This is a genomic window from Mycobacterium senriense, assembly GCF_019668465.1.
Taxonomy (GTDB): domain Bacteria; phylum Actinomycetota; class Actinomycetes; order Mycobacteriales; family Mycobacteriaceae; genus Mycobacterium; species Mycobacterium senriense.
The window spans coordinates 2,859,505-2,881,741 of the sequence record NZ_AP024828.1 but is presented as its reverse complement, the minus strand read 5'-3'; the positions used below and the strand labels follow the sequence as shown (position 1 = coordinate 2,881,741).

The window sequence follows — 22,237 nt, the reverse complement described above, 5'->3', positions numbered from 1 at the left end:
ACTACCCTGATGAGCATGGCTGACCAGCTCGAGATCCCCGCTGACATCAAACCCCGCGACGGCCGCTTCGGGTGTGGCCCGTCGAAGGTCCGGCCCGAACAATTGCAGGCGCTGACCACGACCGCAGCCCCGCTGTTCGGCACCTCGCACCGGCAGGCGCCGGTGAAGAACCTGGTGGGCCGGCTGCGGTCCGGGCTCGCCGATCTGTTTTCGCTGCCGGAGGGCTACGAGGTCATTCTGGGCAACGGCGGCGCGACCGCGTTCTGGGATGCCGCGGCCTTCGGCCTGATCGACAAGCGGTCGTTGCACCTGTCCTTCGGCGAGTTCAGCTCGAAGTTCGCCTCCGCGGTCGCCAAGAACCCCTTCGTCGGCGATCCCGTCGTCATCAAGGCGGACGCCGGCAGCGCACCCGAGCCGCAGAGCGACCCCTCGGTCGACGTCATCGCCTGGGCGCACAACGAGACGTCCACCGGCGTCGCCGTGCCCATCGCCCGGCCCGCGGAGTCCGGCGACGCGCTGATCGTCATCGACGCGACCTCGGGCGCGGGCGGCCTGCCGGTCGACATCGCCGAGACCGACGCCTACTACTTCTCTCCGCAGAAGAACTTTGCCAGTGACGGCGGCCTGTGGCTGGCCGTCATGAGCCCGGCGGCGCTGGCCCGCGTCGAGTCCGTCGCCGCCTCCGGCCGCTGGGTGCCCGACTTCCTGTCGCTGCCCATCGCCGTGGAGAACAGCCTGAAGGACCAGACCTACAACACCCCCGCGGTCGGCACCCTGGCGCTGATGGCCGAGCAGGTCGACTGGATCCTGGGCAACGGCGGGCTGGACTGGGCCGTCAAGCGCACGGCGGACTCGTCGGGCCGGCTGTACTCCTGGGCCGAGGAGCGGGCCTACACCACGCCGTTCGTCACCGACCCGAAGTTGCGTTCGCAGGTGGTGGGCACCATCGACTTCGCCGACGAGGTCGACGCCGGGGCCGTGGCGAAGATCTTGCGGGCGAACGGCGTCGTCGACACCGAGCCGTACCGCAAACTCGGCCGCAACCAGTTGCGGGTGGGGATGTTCCCGGCGGTGGACCCCGACGACGTCAGCGCACTCACCCAATGCATCGATTGGGTCGTCGAGCGGCTGTAACCAACCGGCAATCGGCGCGCAACCGCACAGCGTGTCAGCACAGGTGATGGGCGGTTGCTGGACTAAAGTGCGCACGTGATGGGTCCGTCGCTGACCTGCACGGAGCCTGCGAGGAGATAACCATGCGGGAACTCAAAGTGGTTGGGCTGGATGCCGACAGCAAATATGTCATCTGCGAGGGTGACGATCCCGCGGAGCAGTTCAAGCTGGCGGCCGACGACCGGCTGCGAGCCCTGCTGCGCGACGCAGCCCTGTCCTCTGAGCAACCGCAGCTCGAGATTGAAGTCACCAACATGCTGAGTCCCAAAGAAATTCAGGCCAAGATCCGCGCCGGCGCCTCCGTCGAGCAGGTCGCCGCGGCGTCCGGCTCGGAGGTGTCGCGGATCCGCCGCTTTGCCCACCCGGTGCTCTTGGAACGATTCCGCGCCGCCGAGCTGGCAACCGCCGCCCATCCGATGCTGGCCGACGGTCCCGCCGTGCTGACCCTTTTGGAGACGGTCAGCGCCGCGCTGGTGACCCGGGGCCTCAGCCACGACAAACTCAGCTGGGACGCCTGGCGCAACGAAGACAACCGCTGGACGGTGCAGCTCGCGTGGAAGGTCGGGCGTTCCGACAACCTCGCGCATTTCTGCTTCTCCCCCGGTGCCCACGGCGGAACCGTGACCGCCATCGACGACGCGGCCAGCGCGCTGATCGACCCCAACTTCGAACGTCCGCTGCGCCCGGTGGCCCGGGTCGCCCACGTCGACTTCGACGAGCCCGCGAAGCCGCCCGTCGCGGAACCCGAGGCGGTCGTGGAGCCCGACGAGAAGCCCGTGCACACCCGCCGGGGCAAGCCGGTCATCCCCGCGTGGGAAGACGTGTTGCTCGGCGTGCGCTCGGGCGGGCAGCGCTAGTCCCGATGGTGGCGACCCGCCGCTGAACGCGATGCTGGCGACCCGCCTCCCCCGGCCACGCCGCGCTCGCGATCGCCACTAAACGCGACCCGCGGCCGTCAGGGCCAGCAGCACAATCCACGCACCCGCGACGCCCACCGCCGCGCCCAGCACGAACCAGCGCAGCACCGGGGTACGCCGCCACCCCCACAAGGTCGGTGCCAGTCCCCCGGCGGCAACGACGTTGAGCCCCACGGCCAGCAGCGCGTGCACCCGAACCAGCCCCAGACTGAGCACCACGATCGCGGCGGCGGTGACCACCGCAACGAAAGCCGTCACCGTCAAACCCGTTGCCCAAGGGACGGATTCGTCTCTCATCAGCCGGAGCCTAGTCTGACTGTCCATCGCCGCCCCTCGTCATCGAGCGGGCGCGCTCGTAGAACGCCAACGCCGCCGCCGTCGCGACGTTGAGCGAGTCGGTGCCCCGCGACATCGGGATGCGCACCCGCACATCGCTGCGCCGCAGGGTGGCCGGCGTCAGCCCCGGCCCCTCGGCGCCCACCAGCACCGCGACGCGGTGGTCGCGCGCGGTCGTCATCGCCTCCGGCAAGGCGCACGCAGTGCCTTGCGGAGTCATCGCCATCAGTTGAAAACCCTTCTCCCGCAACGTCTCAAGCTCGCCGGGCCAACAGGCTGCGCGGGCATACGGCACCAGCAGCGCGTGGCCCATCGACACCCGGACCGCGCGGCGATACAGCGGGTCGGCGCAGCCGCTGCCGAACACCACCGCGTCGACGCCGAGGCCCGCGGCGTTGCGGAAGATCGAGCCCAGGTTCTCGTGGTCGTTGACCCCTTCGAGCACCGCGACGGTGCGGGCCCGGGCGATCACGTCGGCGACGCTGGGTTCGGCCACCCGCCGGGCGGCCGCCAGCACGCCGCGGTTGAGGTGGAAGCCGATCACCTGAGCCATGACGTCGGCGGAGGCTCGGTAGAACGGCACGGCGCTGCCGGCCAGATCATCCTCGAGCTCGGCGAGCCGGCGATCGGTGCCCAACAGGGCGTGCGGGCGGAAGCGCGACGCCAGCATGCGCTGCACCACCAGCACGCCCTCGGCGATCACCAGCCCCTTGCCGGACGGCAGGTCGGGACGGCGGTCGACGCTGTTCAGGTCCCGGAAATCGTCGAGCCTCGGATCGTGGGGGTCGGCAACGTCCTGGACATTCAGGGCTGCGGTCCGGTAACTCACGGGCCTTCGTCGACCAGGGCCAACATCAGATCGGCCGCGTTGCGCAGGGTGTCACGTTGTTCGCGGTCCAGCGTGGCCAGCCGCTTGGCCAGCCATTCCTGGCGGGCACGACGGTTCGCCTTGACCAGCTCGGCCCCGGACTCGGAGACCGAGACGAGCACCTGCCGGCCGTCGACCGGGTGCGGCGCGCGGTCCACCAGGCCCATTTCTGCCAGCGATGCGATCACCCGGGTCATCGACGGCGGCCGGACCCGTTCGCGGATCGCCAGGGCGCCCGGTGTCATCGGGCCTTCGTTGGTCAGCATTGCCAGCGCCGACAGCTGGGACAACGACACGGGCGACGACGGGTTGCGAAATCGCAGTTGGCGGGCCAGCCGCATAACAGCCAGTGACAGGTCGCTGGCCAGCCGCGCATCGCTGTCAGGCATGGCGCGAGGTTACACGCAAGCCTGAGAAACCGGGACACGAACCGGTGAACGACGGGTGTGGAGTCTTTTCGCTAAGCTTCGGGATTTTGCTCGAAACGCTTACCCGCCCGCCTATCCCGCCTTGCTCGGCGGTTCGGAGATCATCCGTTTCGGCGAGTGGGTGTGCCGCCCGCGAACACCGGCGGCGGGCTATGTTAATGGCGATGCCTGCCGAACCCGGTGATGACCGCACCGCGCCGCCGCTGCCCGCCGCGCTGCTGCACGTGTGGCCCTTCATCGCGCTCGGCGCGCTGGGCTGGCTGGCCGCGGCGGCCGCCGCGTTCCTGGTGCCCCCCCTGCAGGGTTGGCGTCCGGTGGCCCTGGCCGGGCTGGGCGTGGGGGTGCTCGGCACGAGCATCTTCCTGCTGCAGCTGGCCGCGGCCCGGCGCGGCGCGCGCGGCGCCCAGGCCGGGCTCGAAAACTATCTCGACCACAAGTAATCCGCACACCTGGAGGAGCGATGGTAGCCCCGCTGTTGCAGACACATGTCGACATCGACGCCCCGGTGGCCACCGTGTGGGGATTGATTTCCGATCTACGACGAATGCCGCAGTGGAGCCCGCAGTGCCGGTGGATGAAACCCTTCGGCCCGGTCCGTCAGGGCACCAGGACCCTCAACCTCAACCGGCGCAAGCGGATGTTCTGGCCGACCACGTGCACGGTCGTCGAGATCGTCCCCGACCGCAGGCTCGCGTTCCGCGTGGACACCAACAACACCATCTGGACCTATGAGCTCGAGCCCAGCGGCGAGGGCACGCGGCTGATCGAGAGTCGTCACGCCGAAAACGGCGTCACCGCATTTTCGAACCTGTCGGTGAATGCGCTGTTCGGCGGGACCGAGAACTTCGAACGCGAATTGCTCGACGGGATGAACGCCTCGCTGGCGCGCATCAAGGCCGCCGCCGAGACCGGCTAGTCCGGGGTTTCGGTCTGCGGCTGCTGCTCGGGCTCCGCCTGTTGATCAGGCTCCGGGGCCTCGGACATGGGCTCGGCTTGCGCCGTCTCACCCGGCGCCTCAGCCTGTTGCTCCGCGGCCTCGGGCTGTTGCTCTGCAGCCTCCGGCTGCGCTTCGGCCTCGACCTCCGGCTGCGCTTCGGATGCCTCCGGCGACTCCGCAGGGGCCGCAGACGGCTCGACCGGTGCCTGGCTGACGTCCAGCAGGCCGTCGTCGTAGGGCTGGTAGGCCGGCGACCCGGTGCCCGCCGGGGCCGGGGTGTCCGAATGAGCACCGCAGCCGTACAGCTTGTCGACGATGTGCCCGTCGGCCGACAGCTCGTTGCCGCACACGCCGAACAACGCGCCCAGGGATCCCGAGAGCGGCAGGAAGAAGCCGCAGTCGCGGCACACCCGCTTGGTCGATCTCGCCATCGGCGAGTCGGGGCCGTAATCGCCGGTGCGCCAGCGCTCGGCCGCCTCCGAGCGGCCCTCGGCGCTCATCACCCAACGCCGGCCCAGCCCGATTTCCGCGGCGGTCTCGTCGACCTGGGGATCACCGCTGGCGGTGTAGCCGGGAACCAGCCGGGGATCGTCGGCGGCGGGCGCCAACAAGTCGCCGGGGCTCAAGTCGCCGGGCCGCACCCGCTCCTCCCACGGCACCCATTCCGGGGCCAGCAGCGCCGTCGGCCCGGGCACCAGTACCACCTCGCTGATCGTGGCGTGATCGGCGCCGGGATAGGCGGCCACGACCACCGCCCACTGCCAGCCCTGGTAGCCGGGCAGATGCGCCAGGAATCGGTGGGTGGCGGTGTTCGGGTCTTCGTAGCCGACGCCCAGATAGTCGCCGACCATCTCCGGCCCGCTGAACTCCACGACCGCGGCCCTGGCCTGGTCCGCCGCGCTGGTGAGCACCGTCGCCAACCCTTCGGGCCAGTCGGCCGCGGTCGCCACGGCGTACTCCACGGTCGGCTCCTCGATGGGTCGGGTCGCGCTGTCTTCTGTCTGCATTGCGGTTCCAATACTAGGTTGACGAGCCACGCCCCGTTACCTGCAGACGCATTCAGGCGGCATAGGGGAGAATCGGGACGTGTCTGGACGGCGGCAAAACAATCCGGGCCGCGTGGCCTCTCAGCCGGGCCGCCGGTCCCGCGATGGCGCCTCCGCTCAGCATCCGGGCGCGGCCAATTACCCCGCCGGCGGGGCCGATCGGGGCACCGGCCGCCCGTCCGATCAACGCACCGGCCGCCCGTCGCCGATGCCGAGCGCCAATCGCTACCTGCCCCCGCTGGGCCACCAGCCGGAGCCCGAACGCAACACCGCCGCGGCGCCGCGCGGTCCGGCTTCCGGCGAGCGGATCACGGTCACCCGCGCCGCGGCGCTGCGCAGCCGCGAGATGGGTTCGCGGATGTACTGGATGGTGCAGCGCGCTGCGACGGCCGACGGCGCCGACAAGTCCGGCCTGACGGCGCTGACGTGGCCCGTGGTGGCCAATTTCGCGGTGGACGCCGCGATGGCCGTCGCGCTGGCCAACACGTTGTTCTTCGCCGCGGCCACCGGCGAGAGCAAGGGCCGGGTCGCGCTGTATCTGTTGATCACCATCGCGCCGTTCGCGGTGATCGCGCCGCTGATCGGTCCGGCGCTGGATCGACTGCAGCACGGCCGCCGCGTCGCCCTTGCCGCGTCGTTCGCCCTGCGCACAGCGCTGGCCGTGCTGCTGGTGATGAACTACGACGGCGCCAGCGGCAGTTTCCCGTCTTGGGTGCTCTATCCGTGCGCGCTCGCGATGATGGTGTTCTCGAAATCGTTCAGCGTGCTGCGCAGCGCGGTGACACCGCGGGTGATGCCGCCGACCATCGACCTGGTGCGGGTCAACGCCAGGCTGACCATGTTCGGTCTCCTGGGCGGCACCATCGTCGGTGGCGCGATCGCGGGTGGGGTCGAATTCGCCTGCACCCACCTGTTCAAGCTGCCCGGGGCGTTGTTCGTGGTGATCGCGGTGACGATCGCCGGCGCCATGCTGTCGATGCGGATACCGCGCTGGGTCGAGGTGACCGCCGGTGAGGTTCCCGCCACCCTGAGCTACCGCCAGGACAGTGAACCCCTGCGCCGCAGCTGGCACAAGGAAGTCAGCGGGGCACTGCGACAGCCGTTGGGCCGCAACATCATCACCTCTCTGTGGGGTAACTGCACCATCAAGGTCATGGTGGGCTTCCTGTTCCTGTATCCCGCGTTCGTCGCCAAGGCCCACCAGGCCAACGGATGGGCCCAGATCGCCATGCTCGGGATGATCGGCGCCGCGGCCGGGATCGGCAATTTCGCCGGCAACTTCACCAGCGCGCGCCTGAAGCTGGGCCGGCCCGCCGCGCTGGTGGTGCGCTGCACGGTGGCGGTGAGCGCGGTCGCGCTGGCCGCCTCGGTGGCCGGCAACCTGATGATGGCCGTGATCGCCACCCTGGTCACGTCGGGATCCAGCGCCATCGCGAAGGCGTCCCTGGACGCGTCGCTGCAGAACGACCTACCGGAGGAATCCCGCGCGTCGGGCTTCGGACGCTCAGAGTCGACGCTGCAGTTGGCCTGGGTCCTCGGCGGCGCGCTCGGGGTGTTGGTGTACACCGAGTTGTGGGTCGGTTTTACCGCCGTGACCGCGCTGCTCATTCTGGGCCTGGCGCAGACCCTGGTCAGCTTCCGCGGCAATTCACTGATTCCCGGCCTGGGAGGGAATAGGCCGATCATGGTCGAGCAGGAGGGCACGCGCCGCGGCGTCGGCGCCACGGCGGTGGTTGCCGAGTGAAATCCGGAAGCAAGCGGGGTGTGGCCGTGCTGCTCGCCTGCCTGGTGGCTGTGCTCTGCGTCGGCGCCGGCGTGGCGACCTGGCTGTTGGGGGGCCGCTCCGGTCCGCGCCACCCCGAGATCAGCGCGTATTCGCACGGCCACCTGACCCGGGTGGGGCCATATCTGTACTGCAACGTGCTCAACCTCGAAGACTGCGAGACCCCGCAGAACCAGGGCGAGCTAAAGGTCAGCGAGCGCTACCCGATTCAGCTCTCGGTGCCCGATGCCATCTACCGGGCGCCCTGGCGGTTACTGCAGGTTTACGACGACCCCACCAACACCACCAGCACTATTTTCCGGCCGGGCACCCGGTTCGCCGTCACCATCCCCTCGGTCGACCCGCATCGCGGGCGTCTGGCCGGGATCGTCGTGCAGTTGCTGACGCTGGCGGTCGATCCCGCGGGCGAGCTACGCGACGTCCCGCACGCGGAATGGTCGGTGCGGCTGACCTTCTGAGGGCCGGCCTTGCCGCTCAGGCCCCGTGGCCGGCGGGCACGCGTTCACCTTCGACCGGTGGGCCGGGCGGTGTACCCGTCCCGAAGGGCTTGCCGCCCAAGCTCTCTCGCCCGTGCGGGGATAGCCAATTGGTCAGGTCCGGACCCTTGGGCACGATCCGGGTGGGATTGATGTCGGCGTGCACGATGTAGTAGTGCTGCTTGATCTGGACGAAGTCGACGGTGTCACCGAAACCCGGGGTCTGGAACAGGTCGCGCGCGTAGGCCCACAGCACCGGCATCTCGCTCAATTTGCTGCGATTGCATTTGAAGTGCCCGTGATACACCGGGTCGAAGCGGGCCAGGGTGGTGAACAGCCGCACGTCGGCCTCGGTGATGGTGTCGCCCACCAGGAATCGCTGAGTGCTCAGCCGCTCGCTCACCCAGTCCAGCGCGGTGAACAACCGATCGTAGGCCGCCTCGTAGGCCTGCTGCGAACCGGCGAACCCGCACCGGTACACGCCGTTGTTGATCTCGGTGTAGACCCGCTTGCTCACCTCGTCGATCTCCGCGCGCAGCCGTTCGGGATACAGCTCGGGCGCCCCGTCGCGGTGATAGGCCGACCATTCCGTCGAGAAATCCAGGGTCATCTGCGCGAAGTCGTTGGTGACCACCGCACCGGTGCCGACGTCGACGATCGCGGGCACCGTGATGCCCTTGGGGTAGTCGGGAAACCGCTTGAAATAGGCGTCCTGCAGCCGCGGGATCTTCAGCACCGGGTCGACACCACCGGGATCCAGATCGAACGTCCAACTGCGCTCGTCGTGCGTTGGACCGCAAAACCCAATGGAGAGAACACTTTCCAGGCCGAGCAGGCGGCGCACGATGATGGCGCGGTTCGCCCACGGGCAGGCGCGGGCGACGATCAGCCGATACCGCCCGGGCTCGACGGGATAGCCGTCGCGCCCATCGGCGGTGATGCGAGTGGTGATGTAGTTGGTGTCGCGGGTGAATTCACCTGCCGGAGCAACATAGGAAGCCATAGCTCCCATCGTCTCTCAGCTCGGGCTCGTTGCCGAACGATCGCCGGACAAGAACCGCCGGGCCAGGTTGTTCTCGGTGGAGGAACCCTCGTCCCAGTGCGCGATCCACGGTCCGGTGCCCTCGGACTGATCGAGGATCCCGTCCTCGAGCCAGGTGTAACTCCCCTGCAGGAGATTGCGGGTCAGTTGCACGTCGCTGACGTCGGTGTTGTCCCACAGCCCGCGGAACAACGTCTGTACTCGCAGGCTCGCCTGCTCGCAGAACACTTCGGCCAACTCGTAAGCCTGCCGGCCGACCGCCGGATCCGCGGCGCGCTGAGCCTCTGCGCGCACGCACACCGCGGACATCGCGAACAATTCCGCGCCGATATCGACGATGCGCCCGAGGAATCCCTGGCGCTGCTCCAGCTTGGCCTGCCAGCGTGCCATCCCATAGAAGGTGTTGCGGGCCAGCTTGCGGCTGGAGCGTTCGACGAACCGCAGGTGTGACGCCAGCGCGCCGAACTCTTGATAGGCGCGGGGCCGCTGACCTTCGCCGAAAACCAATTGCGGCAACCACTTTGCGTAGAATCCACTCGCCCCGACCGCTGCGGCAGCCTTCTGCCGCAGACCGGCGTCAGCCTTGGCGAGATCGCCGGCGGCAGCAAGGTGGGCGTCGACTGCCTCGCGGGCGATGAGCAGCCTCATGATCTCGCTGGAACCTTCGAAGATGCGGTTGATCCGCAGGTCCCGCACTGCCTGCTCGACCGGTACGGCGCGTTCGCCGCGGGCGGCCAGCGACTCGGCGGTTTCATACCCTCGACCACCGCGGATCTGCATCACCTCGTCGGCGATCAGGCATGCCATCTCGCTGGACCACAGCTTGGCCAACGCCGCCTCGATCCGGATGTCGTTGCGTCCCTCGTCGGCCATCTGCGCGGACAGCTCGAGTACAGCGTCAAGTGCGTAATTGGTCGCGGTGATGAACGAGAGCTTGCCCGCCACCGCTTCGTGTTCGGCCAGCGGTTTGCCCCACTGCACCCGTTCACCGGACCACTCGCGCGCGATCTTGAGCGCCCACTTCGACGACCCCGTCGCGCTCGCCGGAATGGACAGCCGCCCGGCGTTGAGTGTGGTCAGCGCGATCTTCAGACCGTCGCCTTCGGAGCCGATCAGGTTTTCTTTGGGAACCCGGACGCGGTGCAGCCTGGTCACGCCGTTCTCGATGCCGCGCAAACCCATGAACTTGTTGCGGCGCTCCACTGTGATTCCGGGCGAATCGGCTTCGACGACGAAGGCGCTGATGCCGCCGCGGTGGCCTTCGCTGCGGGGCACCCGGGCCATGATGACCAGCAGTTCGGCCACGACACCGTTGGTGGTCCACAGCTTCACGCCCTCGAGTTCGTAAGCCTGTCCGTCGTCGACCGGGGTGGCCGTCGAGGCCAGGCGGGCGGGATCGGAGCCCACGTCGGGTTCGGTGAGCAGAAACGCCGATATGGCCCCAGCGGCGCACCGCGGCAAGAACTTCCGTTTCTGCTCCTCGGTCCCGGCGAGTTTGAGCGGTTCGGGTACGCCGATCGACTGATGGGCGGACAGCAGCGCGCCGAGGCTGGGATGGACGCTGGAAACCATCATCAGCGCGCGGTTGTAGGCGACTTGCGACATGCCCAGCCCGCCGTATTCCGACGGTATTTTCATGCCGAAGCAGCCGAGGTCGGCCAGACCCTTCACGTACTGGTCGGGAATTTGCGCGTCGCGTTCGATGACGCTGCCATCGACGGTGCCCAGGAATTCGCGCAGCCCGTTGAGAAACGCACCAATGCGGGCCTCGTCGGCGTCGGACGGCCTGGGAAACGGATGTATCAGCTCCAACGGAAAACGACCGAGGAACAGCTCTTTTGCGAAGGACGGCCTATCCCAACCGGTTTCGCGTGATTCCTCGGCGAGAGCCCTCGCTTGTTCCTCGGTGACCTGCGCCTGCTGTGCCATCGCAGCCTCCTTGCTAGACGACCGTGAGGTGTGAATACCCCGTGCGCGGCTCGCCACCACGCCGTCCGCCGGCAAATTGGCTGGTTGTCTGGGTCAGCTGTCGAGCTCCCGGGCGACGGCCTTGACCACCTCGGAAACCCGGCGGGCGGTCTTGCGGTCCGGGTAGCGCCCCTTGCGCAATTCGGGCTGCACGGTGCTTTCCAGCAGCGTGATCATGTCCTCGACCATGCCGTGCAGCTCGTCGGGGCTGTGCTTGTGTTCGGCGGGCGCCTCGCGACGGGTCTTGGTCAGGCTGGGCGGCGGCTCAATCAGCTTGAGGCTCAACGCTTGCGGTCCGCGCCGTCCGGAGGCGATGCCGAACTCCACACGCTGGCCCGCCTTAAGACCCTCGACCCCGGCGGGCAACGCCGACGAGCGGACGTACACGTCTTCGCCGTCCTCCTGCGACAAGAAGCCGAAGCCCTTCTCAGCGTCGTACCACTTAACCTTGCCAGTCGGCACTGGTCTCACCTGCTTGTCTAAGAATCAATAGAAATAGGCAACGCAATAAGCGTCCCGCCTGCGCAGGACGCCGTATTAGGAGTCTGATCCTACTCGGATGCCCGGGTAACGAGCACCCCCGTTATCGGGTACTCGGTACGCTTGGTGGTACCCGCGGAGGAGATATGCGCCTGATCCTTAACGTCATCTGGTTAGTCTTCGGCGGCCTTTGGATGGCCGTCGGATACTTGGCTGCAGCGATCCTCAGCTTCTTGCTCATCATCACCATTCCGTTCGGCTTCGCGTCGCTGCGCATCGCCTCCTATGCGCTGTGGCCGTTCGGCCGCACCATCGTGGACAAGCCGACCGCGGGATCGGGCGCCCTGATCGGAAACGTCATCTGGGTGGTGCTGTTCGGGGTGTGGCTGGCGATCGGTCATCTGGTCAGCGCGGCGGCGATGGCGCTGACGATCGTCGGCATTCCGCTGGCGCTGGCCAACCTCAAACTGATTCCGGTGTCATTGATGCCGCTGGGCAAGCAGATCGTTCCGGTCAGCTCGCCGACTCACTATGTGCCGCCGGTGGCCGCATGACCCTGACGACGCTGGGCGTCCCGACGGTGCCGAGCCGCGATGGCGGCCCGGCCGTACCCGCGGACGCGCCGACCACCGGCCCGCTGGTGGATACCTACGGGCGGGTCGCCACCGATCTGCGGGTGTCGCTGACCGACCGCTGCAACCTGCGGTGCAACTACTGCATGCCCGCGGAAGGCCTGAACTGGCTGCCGGGCGAACAACTGCTCAGCGCCGACGAGCTGGCCAGGCTGATGCGCATCGCGGTCACCCGGCTGGGGGTGACCAGCGTGCGGTTCACCGGCGGCGAACCCCTGCTGGCGCGCCACCTCGAAGAGGTGGTCGCCGCGGCCGCCGACCTGCAGCCGCGCCCCGAGATCTCGCTGACCACCAACGGTGTCGGGCTGGCGCGGCGCGCCGCCGGACTCGCGGCGGCCGGCCTGAACCGGGTCAACGTCTCACTGGACAGCGTGGACCGGAAGAATTTCGCTGCCATCACCCGCCGCGACCGGCTCGCCGACGTGCTGGCCGGCCTGGCCGGTGCCCATGAGGCCGGCCTGACGCCGGTCAAGGTGAACGCCGTGCTCGATCCCGGCACCGGCCGCGAGGACGTGGTGGGGCTGTTGCGGTTCTGTCTGGAGCGCGGCTACCAGTTGCGCGTCATCGAGCAGATGCCGCTGGATGCCGGGCACCAATGGCGACGGGACGCGGCGTTGAGCGCCGACGACGTGCTGGCGGCGCTGCGCCCGCACTTCCGGCTGCGGCCCGACCCGGCGCCGCGCGGATCGGCCCCCGCCGAGCTGTGGCTGGTGGACACTGGCCCGGGCACGCCGAGCGGCAAGGTCGGCGTCATCGCATCGGTCTCGCACGCCTTCTGCGGGGCGTGTGACCGGACCCGGTTGACGGCCGACGGCCAGATCCGCAGCTGCCTGTTCGCCGAGCAGGAGACCGACCTGCGCGGCCTGCTGCGCAGCGGCGCACCCGACGACGCGATCGAGGCGGCGTGGCGCACCGCGATGTGGGGCAAGCCCGCCGGTCACGGCATCAACGACCCGAACTTCATCCAGCCCGATCGTCCGATGAGCGCGATCGGTGGCTAGCCCGACGGGACAGACCCCTGTCCAAGCCAGCGGAATCCAGGTGACGGTGCGCTACTTCGCGGCCGCCCGCGCGGCCGCGGGTGTCGAGTCGGAAACGGTGGTGCTGCGCCCCGGCACCACGGTCGGCGAGCTGGTCGAGCGGCTCGGCGCCCAGGGGTCTCGCCTGGCCACCGTGCTAACCCGATGCTCGTACCTGCGCGACGGGATCGCCGTCCGCGACGAGACCGCGGCGTTGCAAACCGGTGACACGATCGATGTTCTACCGCCCTTTTCTGGCGGCTGAAACTGTGAGTTATCTCACGTAACGGATTGATAACGGCGCGATCACGCTCCGATATCGCGCATGTTGACCTGCGCAAACACTATGTGTTCCTGCGGTTTTCGCGAATGGCCGGGAGGGAAACGCCGGGTTTCGCAAGACGTGACGAGACCAACAGAAACCGTTACCGTCTCCGAAGGCTCGCCAGCCGTCCCGATTGGCGGACCTCCCCTCCCTATCGCGCCGAGCTCCATCCAATAGGCGGGGGCCACCGAACAACATGGATGGAGACGGGGGACCCACCCGGTCCACCGTGATCGGATTGGGGCCGCTCGCGGCTCCTAGGGGTGAAGCCGGCGTCGTCTCGCACGACGACTACGCCGGCCGGGTGGCCTCTCCAACCCGAACCCGACAGCTGACCTCGCAGGCGCGTGACGAGAGAGGAATACACCGGCGCGTATGAGTGGACGTCACCGTAAGCCCAGCAGTTCAAACATCAGCGTCGCCAAGATCGCCTTCACCGGTGCGGTTCTTGGTGGCGGGAGCATCGCCCTTGCCGGCCAGGCGGCAGCGGCCACCGACGGTGAATGGGATCAGGTAGCCCGTTGCGAATCCGGTGGCAACTGGGCCATCAACACCGGCAACGGTTACCACGGCGGCGTGCAGTTCAGCTCGAGCACCTGGGCGTCGCACGGCGGTGGCCAATACGCCCCCTCGGCCGAACTCGCCACCAAGGAACAGCAGATCGCCGTCGCCGAGCGGGTGCTCGCCAGCCAAGGCCGTGGCGCCTGGCCCGTGTGCGGTGGCCCGCTGTCGGGTGCCAGCCAGCGCGACGTGCCCACACCGGCCGGCCTGGACGCCCCCGGCATCAACGGCGCCCCGGCGCCGCTGGCCCCACCCGCGGACGCGCCCCCGCCGGACGCCCCGCCGCCGCCCCCGCCGCCAGCTCCGGTGCAACTGGCCTCGTTCGACCAGCCGGCACCGCCGGACGCTCCTCCGCCGCCCCCGGCGGATCTGCCGCCCGCACCCCCGGCCGACGCCCCGCCCGCACCCCCCGTGGACCTGCCGCCGGCGCCTCCGGCCGACGTCCCGCACCCGGCCGACGCGATGCCGCCCGCACCCCCAGCGGACGCACCGCCCGTCGTGAACACGGACTTCCACGGTTTCGTACCGGTCGGCATGCCGCAGTATGTGTCCGAGGCCGGCTACACCCAGCAACTGTGGGACGCCATCCGGGCACAGGACGTTCAGGGCAACGACGCGCTGGACGCTCTCGCTCAGCCGTCTCCCAACGCCTGACCCCCACACCCCCCGCACGCCCCGAAAACCCTCCTGTTCGGGGCGTGTCGGGCACGGCGCACCATTCCGGTGGCCGGCGTCAGGCAGGCCGATGTAAGGCGGACGTGACTACGGCGTCAGGCCGAGCCCACCCATTCCTCGGTGCCGTCGGCGAAGTATTGGTGCTTCCACACCGGTAGCCGCGCCTTGATGGTGTCCACCAGGTGCGCACAGGTGGCGAACGCCGCCTGCCGGTGGTCGGCGGCGACGGCCGCCACCAGGGCGGCCTCTCCGATGCGCAGCGCGCCGATCCGGTGGCTGGCGGCGACGGCACGCACGCCGCTGGCCTGCTCGGCCACATCGGCCACCACGTCGGCGATGACCTGCTCGGCCGACGGGTGCGCCGAATACTCCAGTCGCACCACCCGCCGTCCGCCGTCGTGGTCGCGGATCACGCCGACGAACCCGACGATCGCCCCGGCCGACTGATGGCCCACCAATTCTTCGTGCTCGGCCAGCGAAATCGGGCGCTCGGTCATGGCGGCGCGCACGACGAGCGTCATCGCTGGTGATCTTTACCGGCGAGCTGGTCGAGCGCGTGGTCGAGCACACCGGCGAGCACGCCGAGGCCGTCGCGCACCCCTCCGGGCGAACCCGGCAGGTTGACGATCAGCGTCTGGCCGGCCACACCGCACACCCCGCGCGACAGCACCGACGTCGGCACCTTGGGCAGGCCCGACTGGCGGATCGCTTCCGCCAGCCCCGGGACCATGTAGTCGACGACGGCCACGGTCTGGTCCGGTGTGCTGTCGCTGGGCGAGATGCCGGTGCCACCGGAGGTGATGATGACGTCGACCTCGGCGTCGATCGCGGTGCGCAGCGCGTCACCGACCGGCGGCCCGTCGGCGACCACCTCCGGCTGCACATCCGAAAAGCCCCGCTCAGTCAGCCATTCGGCGATGATCGGGCCGCAGCGGTCGTCGTACACGCCCGATGACGCGCGGGTCGAGGCGATGATGATGCGGGCTGAACGGGAACTCATGGGCGCGCCCACCTTCCGGTTTTGCCGCCTTCTTTGCGCAGCACTCGAATGTCGTCGATTCGCGCCGCCGGGTCTACCGCTTTGATCATGTCGTAGAGCGTCAGGCCCGCGACGCTAACGGCCGTCAGCGCTTCCATCTCCACCCCCGTGCGGTCGGTGCTTCGGACCGTTGCGATGATCTCGATCTCAGACTCGCCCACGGTGAAGTCGATGTCGACCCCCGTGAGCGCGAGTTGATGACAAAGCGGGATGAGGTCGCTGGTGCGCTTCGCGGCCTGGATGCCGGCTATCCGCGCGGTGGCCAGCGCATCGCCCTTCGGCAGGCCGCGGGTCGAGATCAGCCCGACCACTTGTGCCGACGTGCGCAGGACGCCGGCAGCGACCGCGGTCCGCTTGCTGGCTGCCTTCTCGCTGACGTCGACCATGTGCGCCGCCCCGTGATCGTCCAGGTGTGACAGGGCGCCCGAGCCGGAGTCTGCCGATGCCCGGCTCGCCGAGGCTTCGGAGGCCTCAGGGGCCTTAGCCATTGGGCGGCCTACCGATTGACGGCGGTGACCGGGTGCACGTAGGGCAGATCGGTGGAGGGCAGCGGGAACTCCAGCTCGCCGAAGGGCGACAGCGCACCCGTGCGATCGGTCACGAGCTCACTGACCGCATGGTCGTCGGGGTCCGTCGTCGGCCAGCCGTTGTCGACATACTTGGTCTTGCGGGCTTTGCCCTCAGCAGTGTCAGCCACGAGGTCCATTCTTACAGGTGGCCCCACAGCATGTGGCGCAAGACCGGGGTTGGCGGACGCGCGGCCCTCAGCGCCGATGGTCACCGGCCTGGTGATGCGATCACTCGCCGAGCTCTGCTCGGTACCCGCGGCCTGCTTTACGCTGGTCAGCAATGACCGACAACACCCCGGATATACCGCTGGGGTCTTGGCTGGCCGAGTTATCCGATGAGCGGCTGATCCGACTGTTGGAATTGCGGCCGGACCTCGCCCAGCCGCCACCCGGCAGCATCGCCGCACTGGCCGCGCGCGCCCAGGCCCGCCAGTCGATCAAGGCCGGCACCGACGACCTCGACTTCCTGCGCCTGGCCGTTCTCGACGCGCTGCTGGTGCTGCAGGCCGACGCGGAGCCGGTGCCCACGGCGAAGCTGCTGGCGCTGATCGATGACCGCGCCCCCGAATCCGACGTACTCGACGCCGTGGACGACCTCCGGCAACGCGCCCTGGTCTGGGGCGAGGCCGCGCTGCGGGTGGCTGCCGACGCCGCGACGGGAATGCCGTGGCATCCGGGCCAGGTCGTCCTCGAGGACACCTCGCGCAGCGCCGAGGAGATCGCCGGTCTGATCGACGACCTCAACGAGGCGCAGCTCGAGGTGTTGGAGAAGCTTCTCGAGGGCTCCCCGATGGGCCGCACCCACGACGTCGCGCCCGGTGCGCCCGCCGACCGGCCGGTGCCCCAGCTGCTGGCCATGGGGTTGCTGCGGCGCATCGACGCCGAGACGGTGATCCTGCCCCGTCACGTCGGACAAGTGCTGCGCGGCGAGCAGCCCGGTCCCATGCAGCTGACCGCACCCGACCCGGTGGTGTCGACGACCACGGCCGACGACGCCGACGCGGCGGCCGCCGGGGCCGTCATCGACTTGCTGCACGAGGTCGACGTTCTGCTTGAAACGCTTTCCACCGCACCGGTTTCCGAGCTGCGCAGCGGCGGGCTCGGCATTCGTGACGTCAAGCGGCTGAGCAAGGTGACCGGCATCGAGGAGTCGCGGCTGGGGTTGATCCTCGAAGTCGCGGCCGCGGCCGGATTGATCGCCAGCGGCATGCCCGACCCCGAGCCGGTCACCGGCGAGGCGCCGTACTGGGCGCCGACCGTCGCCACCGACCGCTACACCGCCATGTCGGCGGCCGAACGCTGGCAGCTGTTGGCGAGCAGTTGGCTCGACCTTCCCGGCCGCCCGGCGCTGATCGGCAGCCGCGGGCCCGACGCCAAGCCCTACGGCGCCCTCACCGACGGGCTGTACTCCACGGCCGCACCGCTGGATCGCCGGCTGTTGCTCGGCATGCTGGCCGAGCTGTCCCCCGGCGCCGGCGTCAGCCCGGCGGCAGCCTCCGCGGCGCTGATCTGGCGGCGTCCGCGTTGGGCGAAGCGGTTGCAGCCCGGACCCGTCGGGGACCTGCTCGCCGAGAGCAATGCCCTGGGCCTGGTGGGCCGCGGGGCGATCAGCACGCCCGGGCGGGCGCTGCTCGACGACGACGGGGATCCGCAGACCGCGATCGAGGCGATGAACCGGGCCCTGCCAAAGCCGGTCGACCACTTCCTGGTGCAAGCGGATTTGACCGTGGTCGTGCCGGGACCGTTGGAACGCGACCTGGCCGAGCAGCTCGCCGTCGTTGCCACCGTCGAATCGGCCGGCACCGCGATGGTGTACCGCGTCAGCGAGCAGTCGATTCGGCACGCACTCGATGTCGGCAAGACCCGCGACTGGATGCATTCCCTGTTCGCCAAGCATTCCAAAACGCCGGTGCCGCAAGGGCTTACCTATATGATCGACGATGTCGCGCGGCGGCATGGGCAGCTGCGGATCGGCATGGCCGCGTCGTTCGTGCGTTGCGAGGACCCCGCGCTGCTGGCGCAGGCCGTGGCCGCGCCGGCGACCGAAGAGGTGCAGTTGCGCGCGCTGGCGCCGACGGTCGCGGTGTCGCCGGCGCCCATCGGCGAGGTGCTCGTCGCGTTGCGCGCCGCGGGCTTTGCTCCGGCGGCCGAGGATTCGTCCGGCGCCATCGTCGACGTGCGTCCGCGCGGCGCCCGGGTGGCCACACCGCAGCAGCGCCGCCCGTATCGCCCGGTTCGGCGTCCCAACAGCGAAAGCCTCAACGCGGTGGTGGCGGTGCTGCGCAAGGTGACTGCCGCACCGTTCGGCAATATCCGCGTCGATCCCGCCGTCACCATGACCCAGTTGCAGCGCGCGGCCAAGGAACAAGACACCCTGGTGATCGGTTATCTGGATGCGGCGGGCGTGGCCACCCAGCGAGTGGTGTCGCCGATCACCATCAAAGGCGGTCAGCTGGTCGCCTTCGATTCGGCGTCCGGGCGGCTGCGTGACTTCGCCATCCACCGCATCACGTCGGTCGTGTCGGCCACCGCCCGATAATGGTTGGCATACCCGCCGACGTGAACACAGACGAGGAGGAGTGGCGCTGACGATGTCTGACGGACCGTTGATCGTGCAGTCGGATAAGACGGTGCTGCTCGAGGTGGACCACGACCAGGCCGGCGCGGCGCGTGCCGCCATCGCGCCATTCGCCGAGCTGGAGCGCGCGCCCGAGCACGTACACACCTACCGCATCACCCCGCTGGCGCTGTGGAACGCCCGCGCCGCCGGTCATGACGCCGAGCAGGTAGTCGACGCGCTGGTGAGCTTCTCGCGCTACGCGGTGCCGCAGCCGCTGCTGGTCGACATCGTCGACACCATGGCCCGCTACGGCCGCCTGCAACTGGTGAAGAACCCCGCGCACGGCCTGACGCTGGTGAGCCTGGATCGCGCGGTGCTCGAAGAGGTGCTGCGCAACAAGAAGATCGCCCCGATGCTCGGCGCCCGGATCGACGACGACACCGTCATCGTCCACCCCAGCGAACGCGGCCGCGTCAAGCAGATGCTGCTCAAAATCGGTTGGCCCGCAGAGGATCTCGCTGGCTACGTCGACGGCGAAGCGCATCCGATCAGCCTGGCCCAGGACGGCTGGCACCTGCGTGACTATCAGCAGATGGCCACCGACTCGTTCTGGTCCGGCGGCTCGGGGGTGGTGGTGCTTCCGTGCGGCGCGGGCAAGACGCTGGTGGGCGCCGCCGCCATGGCGAAAGCCGGTGCGACGACGCTGATTCTGGTCACCAATATCGTCGCGGCGCGGCAATGGAAGCGCGAGCTGATCGCGCGCACGTCGCTCACCGAGGAGGAGATCGGCGAATACTCCGGTGAGCGCAAGGAGATCCGGCCGGTCACCATTTCGACGTATCAGATGATCACCCGGCGCACCAAGGGCGAGTACCGGCACCTGGAGCTGTTCGACAGCCGGGACTGGGGGCTGATCATCTACGACGAGGTCCATCTGTTGCCGGCACCGGTGTTTCGGATGACCGCCGATCTGCAGTCCAAGCGGCGCCTGGGCCTGACCGCCACGCTGGTCCGCGAGGACGGCCGCGAGGGTGACGTGTTCTCGCTGATCGGCCCGAAACGCTATGACGCGCCGTGGAAGGACATCGAGGCGCAGGGGTGGATCGCGCCGGCGGAGTGCGTCGAGGTGCGGGTCACCATGACGGACAACGAGCGGATGCTGTACGCCACCTCCGAGCCCGAAGAACGGTACAAGCTGTGCTCGACGGTCCACACCAAAATCGCTGTGGTCAAATCGATCCTGGCGAAGCATCCCGGTGAGCAGACGCTGGTGATCGGCGCCTACCTCGATCAGCTCGACGAGCTCGGCGCCGAGCTGGACGCCCCGGTGATCCAGGGGTCGACCCGGACCAAGGAACGCGAAGAGCTGTTCGACGCGTTCCGGCGCGGCGAGCTGTCCACCCTGGTGGTCTCCAAGGTCGCGAACTTCTCCATCGACCTACCGGAAGCCTCTGTGGCCGTGCAGGTTTCGGGAACGTTCGGCTCACGCCAGGAGGAGGCGCAACGGCTGGGCCGGCTGCTGCGACCCAAGTCCGACGGTGGCGGCGCCATTTTCTATTCCGTGGTGGCGCGCGACAGCCTGGACGCCGAGTACGCCGCGCACCGGCAGCGCTTCTTGGCCGAGCAGGGCTACGGTTACATCATCCGCGACGCGGACGACCTCCTGGGGCCGGCGATTTAGCCTGGGGCTCAGGCGGTTCAGCGCGACAGAATGGTCGCCGACGCGGTGCCGGGCGCGCCGTACACCTGGGCCAGCCCGACGCGCGGGTTGCCGGGCACCTGACGCTCCCCCGCCTCGCCGCGCAACTGCCGCACCAGTTCGTGCATCTGCCGCAGGCCCGACGCGCCGATCGGCTCGCCGTTGGCGATCAGTCCGCCGTCGGTGTTGACGGGCATCGAGCCGTGAATCTCGGTGGCGCCGTCGGCCAGCAGCTTCTCCTGCTCGCCGTCCGCGCACAGACCGGTCTCGGCCATGTGGATCACCTCGGCGCCGGCATCGGTGTCCTGCAGCTGCGCGACGTCGACGTCCTCTGGGCCGATGCCGGCCGCCTCGTAGGCGGCCTTGGCGGCATACACCGTCGGTGACGCGTCCTCGTCCACCGGCGCCGACGTGGCGTGCACCTCGTAGGCACCGAAGCGCCGGGTCCGAATCTCGCAGGCGCGCACGTAAACCGGCTTGTCGGTGAACTTCTCGGCCATATCCGCGCGACACATGACGACCGCGGCGGCCCCCTCGTCCGGCGCGCAGAACATGTACTGCGTCAACGGGTAGTTCAGCGCGGGCGACTTGAGGATCTCCTCGACGGAGATCTCTTTGCGCCGGAAGGCATTCGGGTTCAGCGCACCATTGCGGAAGTTCTTGTTGGCCACCCGCGCCAGCGTCTCCTGCGAGATGTTGTGGTCGTGGATGTACTTGTTGGCCTTCATCCCGAAGAACTTGGTGGTGACGAACTGGCCGTTGTTGGCGTACCACTGGGGCAGCGCCAGCTTGGCCGGGTCGTCGGTGAAGGCGCCCCGCGGGTGCTTGTCGAGCCCGATCGCGATGCCGATGTCGTACTTGCCCAGCCGGATGGTGTCGGCGGTCTGCTGAATGGCACTGGCCGAGGTGGCGCAGGCGTTGAACACGTTGGTGAACGTGATGCCGGTCAGCCCGACCAGGCGCGTCACCGCGTCGGGATTGGAGACCTCGTAGCTGCCTCCGAAGCCGAACTGGATGTCCTTCCAGTCCACGCCGGCGTCTTTGAGCGCGAGCTGGACGGCCTCGGCGCCCATCTGCATCGCGGTCTTCTCGAACCGGCCGAACGGGTGCAGGCCGACACCGATGATGGCGACGTCGTTGGTCATCTCAATCCTCCTGGGTAATGGTGGCGACCCGCTTCGCCCGGCTACGCGGCCCTCGCGATCGCCGCGGGTCCGTCAGACCGGCTGGAAAGCGAAGGTGATGATTTCGGCGCCCTCGGCGTCGGTCGCGAAAGGCACCATGGTGAGTTCGACTTCCTGGCCGAACTGCAGCTTGGCCGGGTCGTTCTCGGTCAACCGGCCTTCGACGCGGATGACGTCACCGAGCTGGACCAACCCCACGCCGAACGGCACGAAGTCCTTGCCGGTCGGGCCGGCATAAGGAGCTCCGGGCGGGAAGCCCTGGGTGGTCCATGCCACCAGCGTCCCGCGCCGGGGCAACAGCACGTCGGACATTTCGGCGGCGCTGCATCGCGGGCACCACTGCTGCACCGGGAAGGTGGTGGCCGCACAGCTGCCGCATCGGCTGCCGATCAGCTGCGGGCAATCATCGGGCCAGGTAGAGATCTCGGGGGCTAGTGCCTTCTGCATCGAGGGTCCTCCTGGATCGTCCACAATCCACCAACAGAATATTGCTCACTGAACCGTATAACAGCTTTCCGAA

General features: G+C 68.8%; 24 protein-coding genes, 1 pseudogene and 1 riboswitch. Of the genes and pseudogenes, 12 read left to right on the top strand and 13 right to left on the bottom strand.

Going from position 1 to position 22,237, the window contains the following annotated elements; all coding sequences use genetic code 11:
- Positions 1–15: 15 nt before the first annotated feature.
- Both serC and sepH read left to right on the top strand, forming a co-directional pair.
- Positions 16–1,134 (top strand): phosphoserine transaminase, encoded by a 1,119-nt coding sequence (gene serC, locus MTY59_RS13940; protein WP_221046153.1) that lies wholly within the window; start codon positions 16–18, stop codon positions 1,132–1,134.
- A 122-nt stretch (positions 1,135–1,256) separates the two neighbouring features.
- Positions 1,257–2,030 (top strand): septation protein SepH, encoded by a 774-nt coding sequence (gene sepH, locus MTY59_RS13935; protein ID WP_065029274.1) that lies wholly within the window; start codon positions 1,257–1,259, stop codon positions 2,028–2,030.
- A 78-nt stretch (positions 2,031–2,108) separates the two neighbouring features.
- On the opposite strand, the gene MTY59_RS13930 is transcribed toward sepH, so the two are convergent.
- The 3 genes from MTY59_RS13930 to MTY59_RS13920 are packed head-to-tail and all read right to left on the bottom strand — an operon-like array spanning position 2,109 to position 3,683.
- Positions 2,109–2,387, bottom strand: a complete 279-nt coding sequence (locus MTY59_RS13930) for a DUF2537 domain-containing protein (RefSeq protein WP_065056357.1) — start codon at positions 2,385–2,387, stop codon at positions 2,109–2,111.
- A 10-nt stretch (positions 2,388–2,397) separates the two neighbouring features.
- On the bottom strand, positions 2,398–3,255 hold the full coding sequence (locus MTY59_RS13925; protein ID WP_221046152.1) for a TrmH family RNA methyltransferase: 858 nt from the start codon (positions 3,253–3,255) through the stop codon (positions 2,398–2,400).
- Positions 3,252–3,683, bottom strand: a complete 432-nt coding sequence (locus MTY59_RS13920) for an Rv0880 family HTH-type transcriptional regulator (RefSeq protein ID WP_221046151.1) — start codon at positions 3,681–3,683, stop codon at positions 3,252–3,254. The genes MTY59_RS13925 and MTY59_RS13920 overlap by 4 nt, the downstream gene beginning before the upstream one ends.
- 203 nt (positions 3,684–3,886) lie before the next feature.
- Between MTY59_RS13920 and MTY59_RS13915 the strand changes: the two genes are divergently transcribed.
- Both MTY59_RS13915 and MTY59_RS13910 read left to right on the top strand, forming a co-directional pair.
- A complete protein-coding gene (locus MTY59_RS13915) occupies positions 3,887–4,162 on the top strand; it encodes a DUF2530 domain-containing protein (protein WP_221046150.1) in 276 nt (91 codons plus the stop codon).
- Positions 4,163–4,182: 20 nt separating this feature from the next.
- Complete coding sequence (locus MTY59_RS13910; RefSeq protein ID WP_221046149.1) at positions 4,183–4,638, top strand: SRPBCC family protein; 456 nt, start codon at positions 4,183–4,185, stop codon at positions 4,636–4,638.
- Between the two features lie 212 nt (positions 4,639–4,850).
- Here the strand turns inward: MTY59_RS13910 and MTY59_RS13905 are convergent.
- Positions 4,851–5,636 (bottom strand): annotated as a pseudogene (locus MTY59_RS13905) (DUF3027 domain-containing protein); the annotation flags it as partial.
- Between the two features lie 142 nt (positions 5,637–5,778).
- Between MTY59_RS13905 and MTY59_RS13900 the strand changes: the two are divergent.
- Together MTY59_RS13900 and MTY59_RS13895 are read left to right on the top strand one after the other, a co-directional pair.
- A complete protein-coding gene (locus tag MTY59_RS13900; RefSeq protein ID WP_221046148.1) occupies positions 5,779–7,449 on the top strand; it encodes an MFS transporter in 1,671 nt (556 codons plus the stop codon).
- On the top strand, positions 7,446–7,946 hold the full coding sequence (locus MTY59_RS13895; protein WP_221046147.1) for a DUF2771 domain-containing protein: 501 nt from the start codon (positions 7,446–7,448) through the stop codon (positions 7,944–7,946). The genes MTY59_RS13900 and MTY59_RS13895 overlap by 4 nt, the downstream gene beginning before the upstream one ends.
- 16 nt (positions 7,947–7,962) lie before the next feature.
- On the opposite strand, the gene MTY59_RS13890 is transcribed toward MTY59_RS13895, so the two are convergent.
- From MTY59_RS13890 to MTY59_RS13880, 3 genes are all read right to left on the bottom strand, one after another.
- Positions 7,963–8,967 carry a glutathione S-transferase family protein gene (locus tag MTY59_RS13890; RefSeq protein ID WP_221046146.1) on the bottom strand — a complete coding sequence of 335 codons (1,005 nt, stop codon included), beginning with the start codon at positions 8,965–8,967 and terminating at the stop codon, positions 7,963–7,965.
- A gap of 15 nt (positions 8,968–8,982) precedes the next feature.
- A complete protein-coding gene (locus MTY59_RS13885) occupies positions 8,983–10,935 on the bottom strand; it encodes an acyl-CoA dehydrogenase family protein (protein ID WP_221046145.1) in 1,953 nt (650 codons plus the stop codon).
- A gap of 93 nt (positions 10,936–11,028) precedes the next feature.
- Positions 11,029–11,436 carry a cold-shock protein gene (locus MTY59_RS13880; RefSeq protein WP_221046144.1) on the bottom strand — a complete coding sequence of 136 codons (408 nt, stop codon included), beginning with the start codon at positions 11,434–11,436 and terminating at the stop codon, positions 11,029–11,031.
- Between the two features lie 164 nt (positions 11,437–11,600).
- Here MTY59_RS13880 and MTY59_RS13875 point away from each other — a divergent pair, with 164 nt between their 5' ends.
- The 4 genes from MTY59_RS13875 to MTY59_RS13860 all read left to right on the top strand — a co-directional run bounded on the left by MTY59_RS13875 (position 11,601) and on the right by MTY59_RS13860 (position 14,645).
- Positions 11,601–12,008: a YccF domain-containing protein gene (locus tag MTY59_RS13875; protein WP_221046143.1), complete on the top strand. Its 408-nt coding sequence runs from the start codon at positions 11,601–11,603 to the stop codon at positions 12,006–12,008.
- Positions 12,005–13,087, top strand: a complete 1,083-nt coding sequence (gene moaA, locus MTY59_RS13870; RefSeq protein ID WP_221046142.1) for a GTP 3',8-cyclase MoaA — start codon at positions 12,005–12,007, stop codon at positions 13,085–13,087. The genes MTY59_RS13875 and moaA overlap by 4 nt, the downstream gene beginning before the upstream one ends.
- Positions 13,080–13,370, top strand: a complete 291-nt coding sequence (locus MTY59_RS13865; RefSeq protein ID WP_221046141.1) for a MoaD/ThiS family protein — start codon at positions 13,080–13,082, stop codon at positions 13,368–13,370. Before moaA ends, MTY59_RS13865 begins: the two co-directional genes overlap by 8 nt.
- A 235-nt stretch (positions 13,371–13,605) precedes the next feature.
- A riboswitch (cyclic di-AMP (ydaO/yuaA leader) is annotated at positions 13,606–13,792 on the top strand.
- A gap of 13 nt (positions 13,793–13,805) precedes the next feature.
- On the top strand, positions 13,806–14,645 hold the full coding sequence (locus tag MTY59_RS13860) for a transglycosylase family protein (protein WP_221046140.1): 840 nt from the start codon (positions 13,806–13,808) through the stop codon (positions 14,643–14,645).
- A gap of 116 nt (positions 14,646–14,761) precedes the next feature.
- Here the strand turns inward: MTY59_RS13860 and MTY59_RS13855 are convergent, their stop codons facing one another.
- Genes MTY59_RS13855 through MTY59_RS13840 form a run of 4 tightly spaced genes read right to left on the bottom strand, consistent with a single transcriptional unit; the run spans position 14,762 to position 16,402 of the window.
- On the bottom strand, positions 14,762–15,187 hold the full coding sequence (locus MTY59_RS13855; RefSeq protein WP_221046139.1) for a molybdenum cofactor biosynthesis protein MoaE: 426 nt from the start codon (positions 15,185–15,187) through the stop codon (positions 14,762–14,764).
- A complete protein-coding gene (locus tag MTY59_RS13850) occupies positions 15,184–15,666 on the bottom strand; it encodes a MogA/MoaB family molybdenum cofactor biosynthesis protein (protein ID WP_221046138.1) in 483 nt (160 codons plus the stop codon). Before MTY59_RS13850 ends, MTY59_RS13855 begins: the two co-directional genes overlap by 4 nt.
- A complete protein-coding gene (gene moaC, locus MTY59_RS13845) occupies positions 15,663–16,193 on the bottom strand; it encodes a cyclic pyranopterin monophosphate synthase MoaC (RefSeq protein WP_221046137.1) in 531 nt (176 codons plus the stop codon). Before moaC ends, MTY59_RS13850 begins: the two co-directional genes overlap by 4 nt.
- A gap of 8 nt (positions 16,194–16,201) precedes the next feature.
- Positions 16,202–16,402 (bottom strand): hypothetical protein, encoded by a 201-nt coding sequence (locus MTY59_RS13840; protein ID WP_221046136.1) that lies wholly within the window; start codon positions 16,400–16,402, stop codon positions 16,202–16,204.
- A 152-nt stretch (positions 16,403–16,554) separates the two neighbouring features.
- Between MTY59_RS13840 and MTY59_RS13835 the strand changes: the two genes are divergently transcribed.
- Both MTY59_RS13835 and MTY59_RS13830 read left to right on the top strand, forming a co-directional pair.
- Positions 16,555–18,813, top strand: a complete 2,259-nt coding sequence (locus tag MTY59_RS13835; RefSeq protein ID WP_221046135.1) for a helicase-associated domain-containing protein — start codon at positions 16,555–16,557, stop codon at positions 18,811–18,813.
- A gap of 52 nt (positions 18,814–18,865) precedes the next feature.
- A complete protein-coding gene (locus tag MTY59_RS13830) occupies positions 18,866–20,515 on the top strand; it encodes a DNA repair helicase XPB (protein ID WP_221046134.1) in 1,650 nt (549 codons plus the stop codon).
- Positions 20,516–20,532: 17 nt separating this feature from the next.
- On the opposite strand, the gene MTY59_RS13825 is transcribed toward MTY59_RS13830, so the two are convergent.
- Positions 20,533–21,678 carry a thiolase family protein gene (locus MTY59_RS13825; protein WP_221046133.1) on the bottom strand — a complete coding sequence of 382 codons (1,146 nt, stop codon included), beginning with the start codon at positions 21,676–21,678 and terminating at the stop codon, positions 20,533–20,535.
- 72 nt (positions 21,679–21,750) lie between these two features.
- Positions 21,751–22,164, bottom strand: a complete 414-nt coding sequence (locus tag MTY59_RS13820) for a Zn-ribbon domain-containing OB-fold protein (protein ID WP_221046132.1) — start codon at positions 22,162–22,164, stop codon at positions 21,751–21,753.
- Positions 22,165–22,237: the final 73 nt, after the last annotated feature.

Excerpts from the sequence above, each read along its gene's own strand:
- serC (WP_221046153.1), top strand. The coding sequence starts at position 16 with ATGGCTGACCAGCTCGAGATCCCCGCTGACATCAAACCCCGCGACGGC.
- sepH (WP_065029274.1), top strand. The coding sequence starts at position 1,257 with ATGCGGGAACTCAAAGTGGTTGGGCTGGATGCCGACAGCAAATATGTC.
- MTY59_RS13930 (WP_065056357.1), bottom strand. The coding sequence starts at position 2,387 with ATGAGAGACGAATCCGTCCCTTGGGCAACGGGTTTGACGGTGACGGCT.
- MTY59_RS13920 (WP_221046151.1), bottom strand. The coding sequence starts at position 3,683 with ATGCCTGACAGCGATGCGCGGCTGGCCAGCGACCTGTCACTGGCTGTT.
- MTY59_RS13915 (WP_221046150.1), top strand. The coding sequence starts at position 3,887 with ATGCCTGCCGAACCCGGTGATGACCGCACCGCGCCGCCGCTGCCCGCC.
- MTY59_RS13910 (WP_221046149.1), top strand. The coding sequence starts at position 4,183 with ATGGTAGCCCCGCTGTTGCAGACACATGTCGACATCGACGCCCCGGTG.
- MTY59_RS13890 (WP_221046146.1), bottom strand. The coding sequence starts at position 8,967 with ATGGCTTCCTATGTTGCTCCGGCAGGTGAATTCACCCGCGACACCAAC.
- MTY59_RS13885 (WP_221046145.1), bottom strand. The coding sequence starts at position 10,935 with ATGGCACAGCAGGCGCAGGTCACCGAGGAACAAGCGAGGGCTCTCGCC.
- MTY59_RS13875 (WP_221046143.1), top strand. The coding sequence starts at position 11,601 with ATGCGCCTGATCCTTAACGTCATCTGGTTAGTCTTCGGCGGCCTTTGG.
- moaA (WP_221046142.1), top strand. The coding sequence starts at position 12,005 with ATGACCCTGACGACGCTGGGCGTCCCGACGGTGCCGAGCCGCGATGGC.
- MTY59_RS13860 (WP_221046140.1), top strand. The coding sequence starts at position 13,806 with ATGAGTGGACGTCACCGTAAGCCCAGCAGTTCAAACATCAGCGTCGCC.
- MTY59_RS13855 (WP_221046139.1), bottom strand. The coding sequence starts at position 15,187 with ATGACGCTCGTCGTGCGCGCCGCCATGACCGAGCGCCCGATTTCGCTG.
- MTY59_RS13850 (WP_221046138.1), bottom strand. The coding sequence starts at position 15,666 with ATGAGTTCCCGTTCAGCCCGCATCATCATCGCCTCGACCCGCGCGTCA.
- moaC (WP_221046137.1), bottom strand. The coding sequence starts at position 16,193 with ATGGCTAAGGCCCCTGAGGCCTCCGAAGCCTCGGCGAGCCGGGCATCG.
- MTY59_RS13835 (WP_221046135.1), top strand. The coding sequence starts at position 16,555 with ATGACCGACAACACCCCGGATATACCGCTGGGGTCTTGGCTGGCCGAG.
- MTY59_RS13830 (WP_221046134.1), top strand. The coding sequence starts at position 18,866 with ATGTCTGACGGACCGTTGATCGTGCAGTCGGATAAGACGGTGCTGCTC.
- MTY59_RS13825 (WP_221046133.1), bottom strand. The coding sequence starts at position 21,678 with ATGACCAACGACGTCGCCATCATCGGTGTCGGCCTGCACCCGTTCGGC.
- MTY59_RS13820 (WP_221046132.1), bottom strand. The coding sequence starts at position 22,164 with ATGCAGAAGGCACTAGCCCCCGAGATCTCTACCTGGCCCGATGATTGC.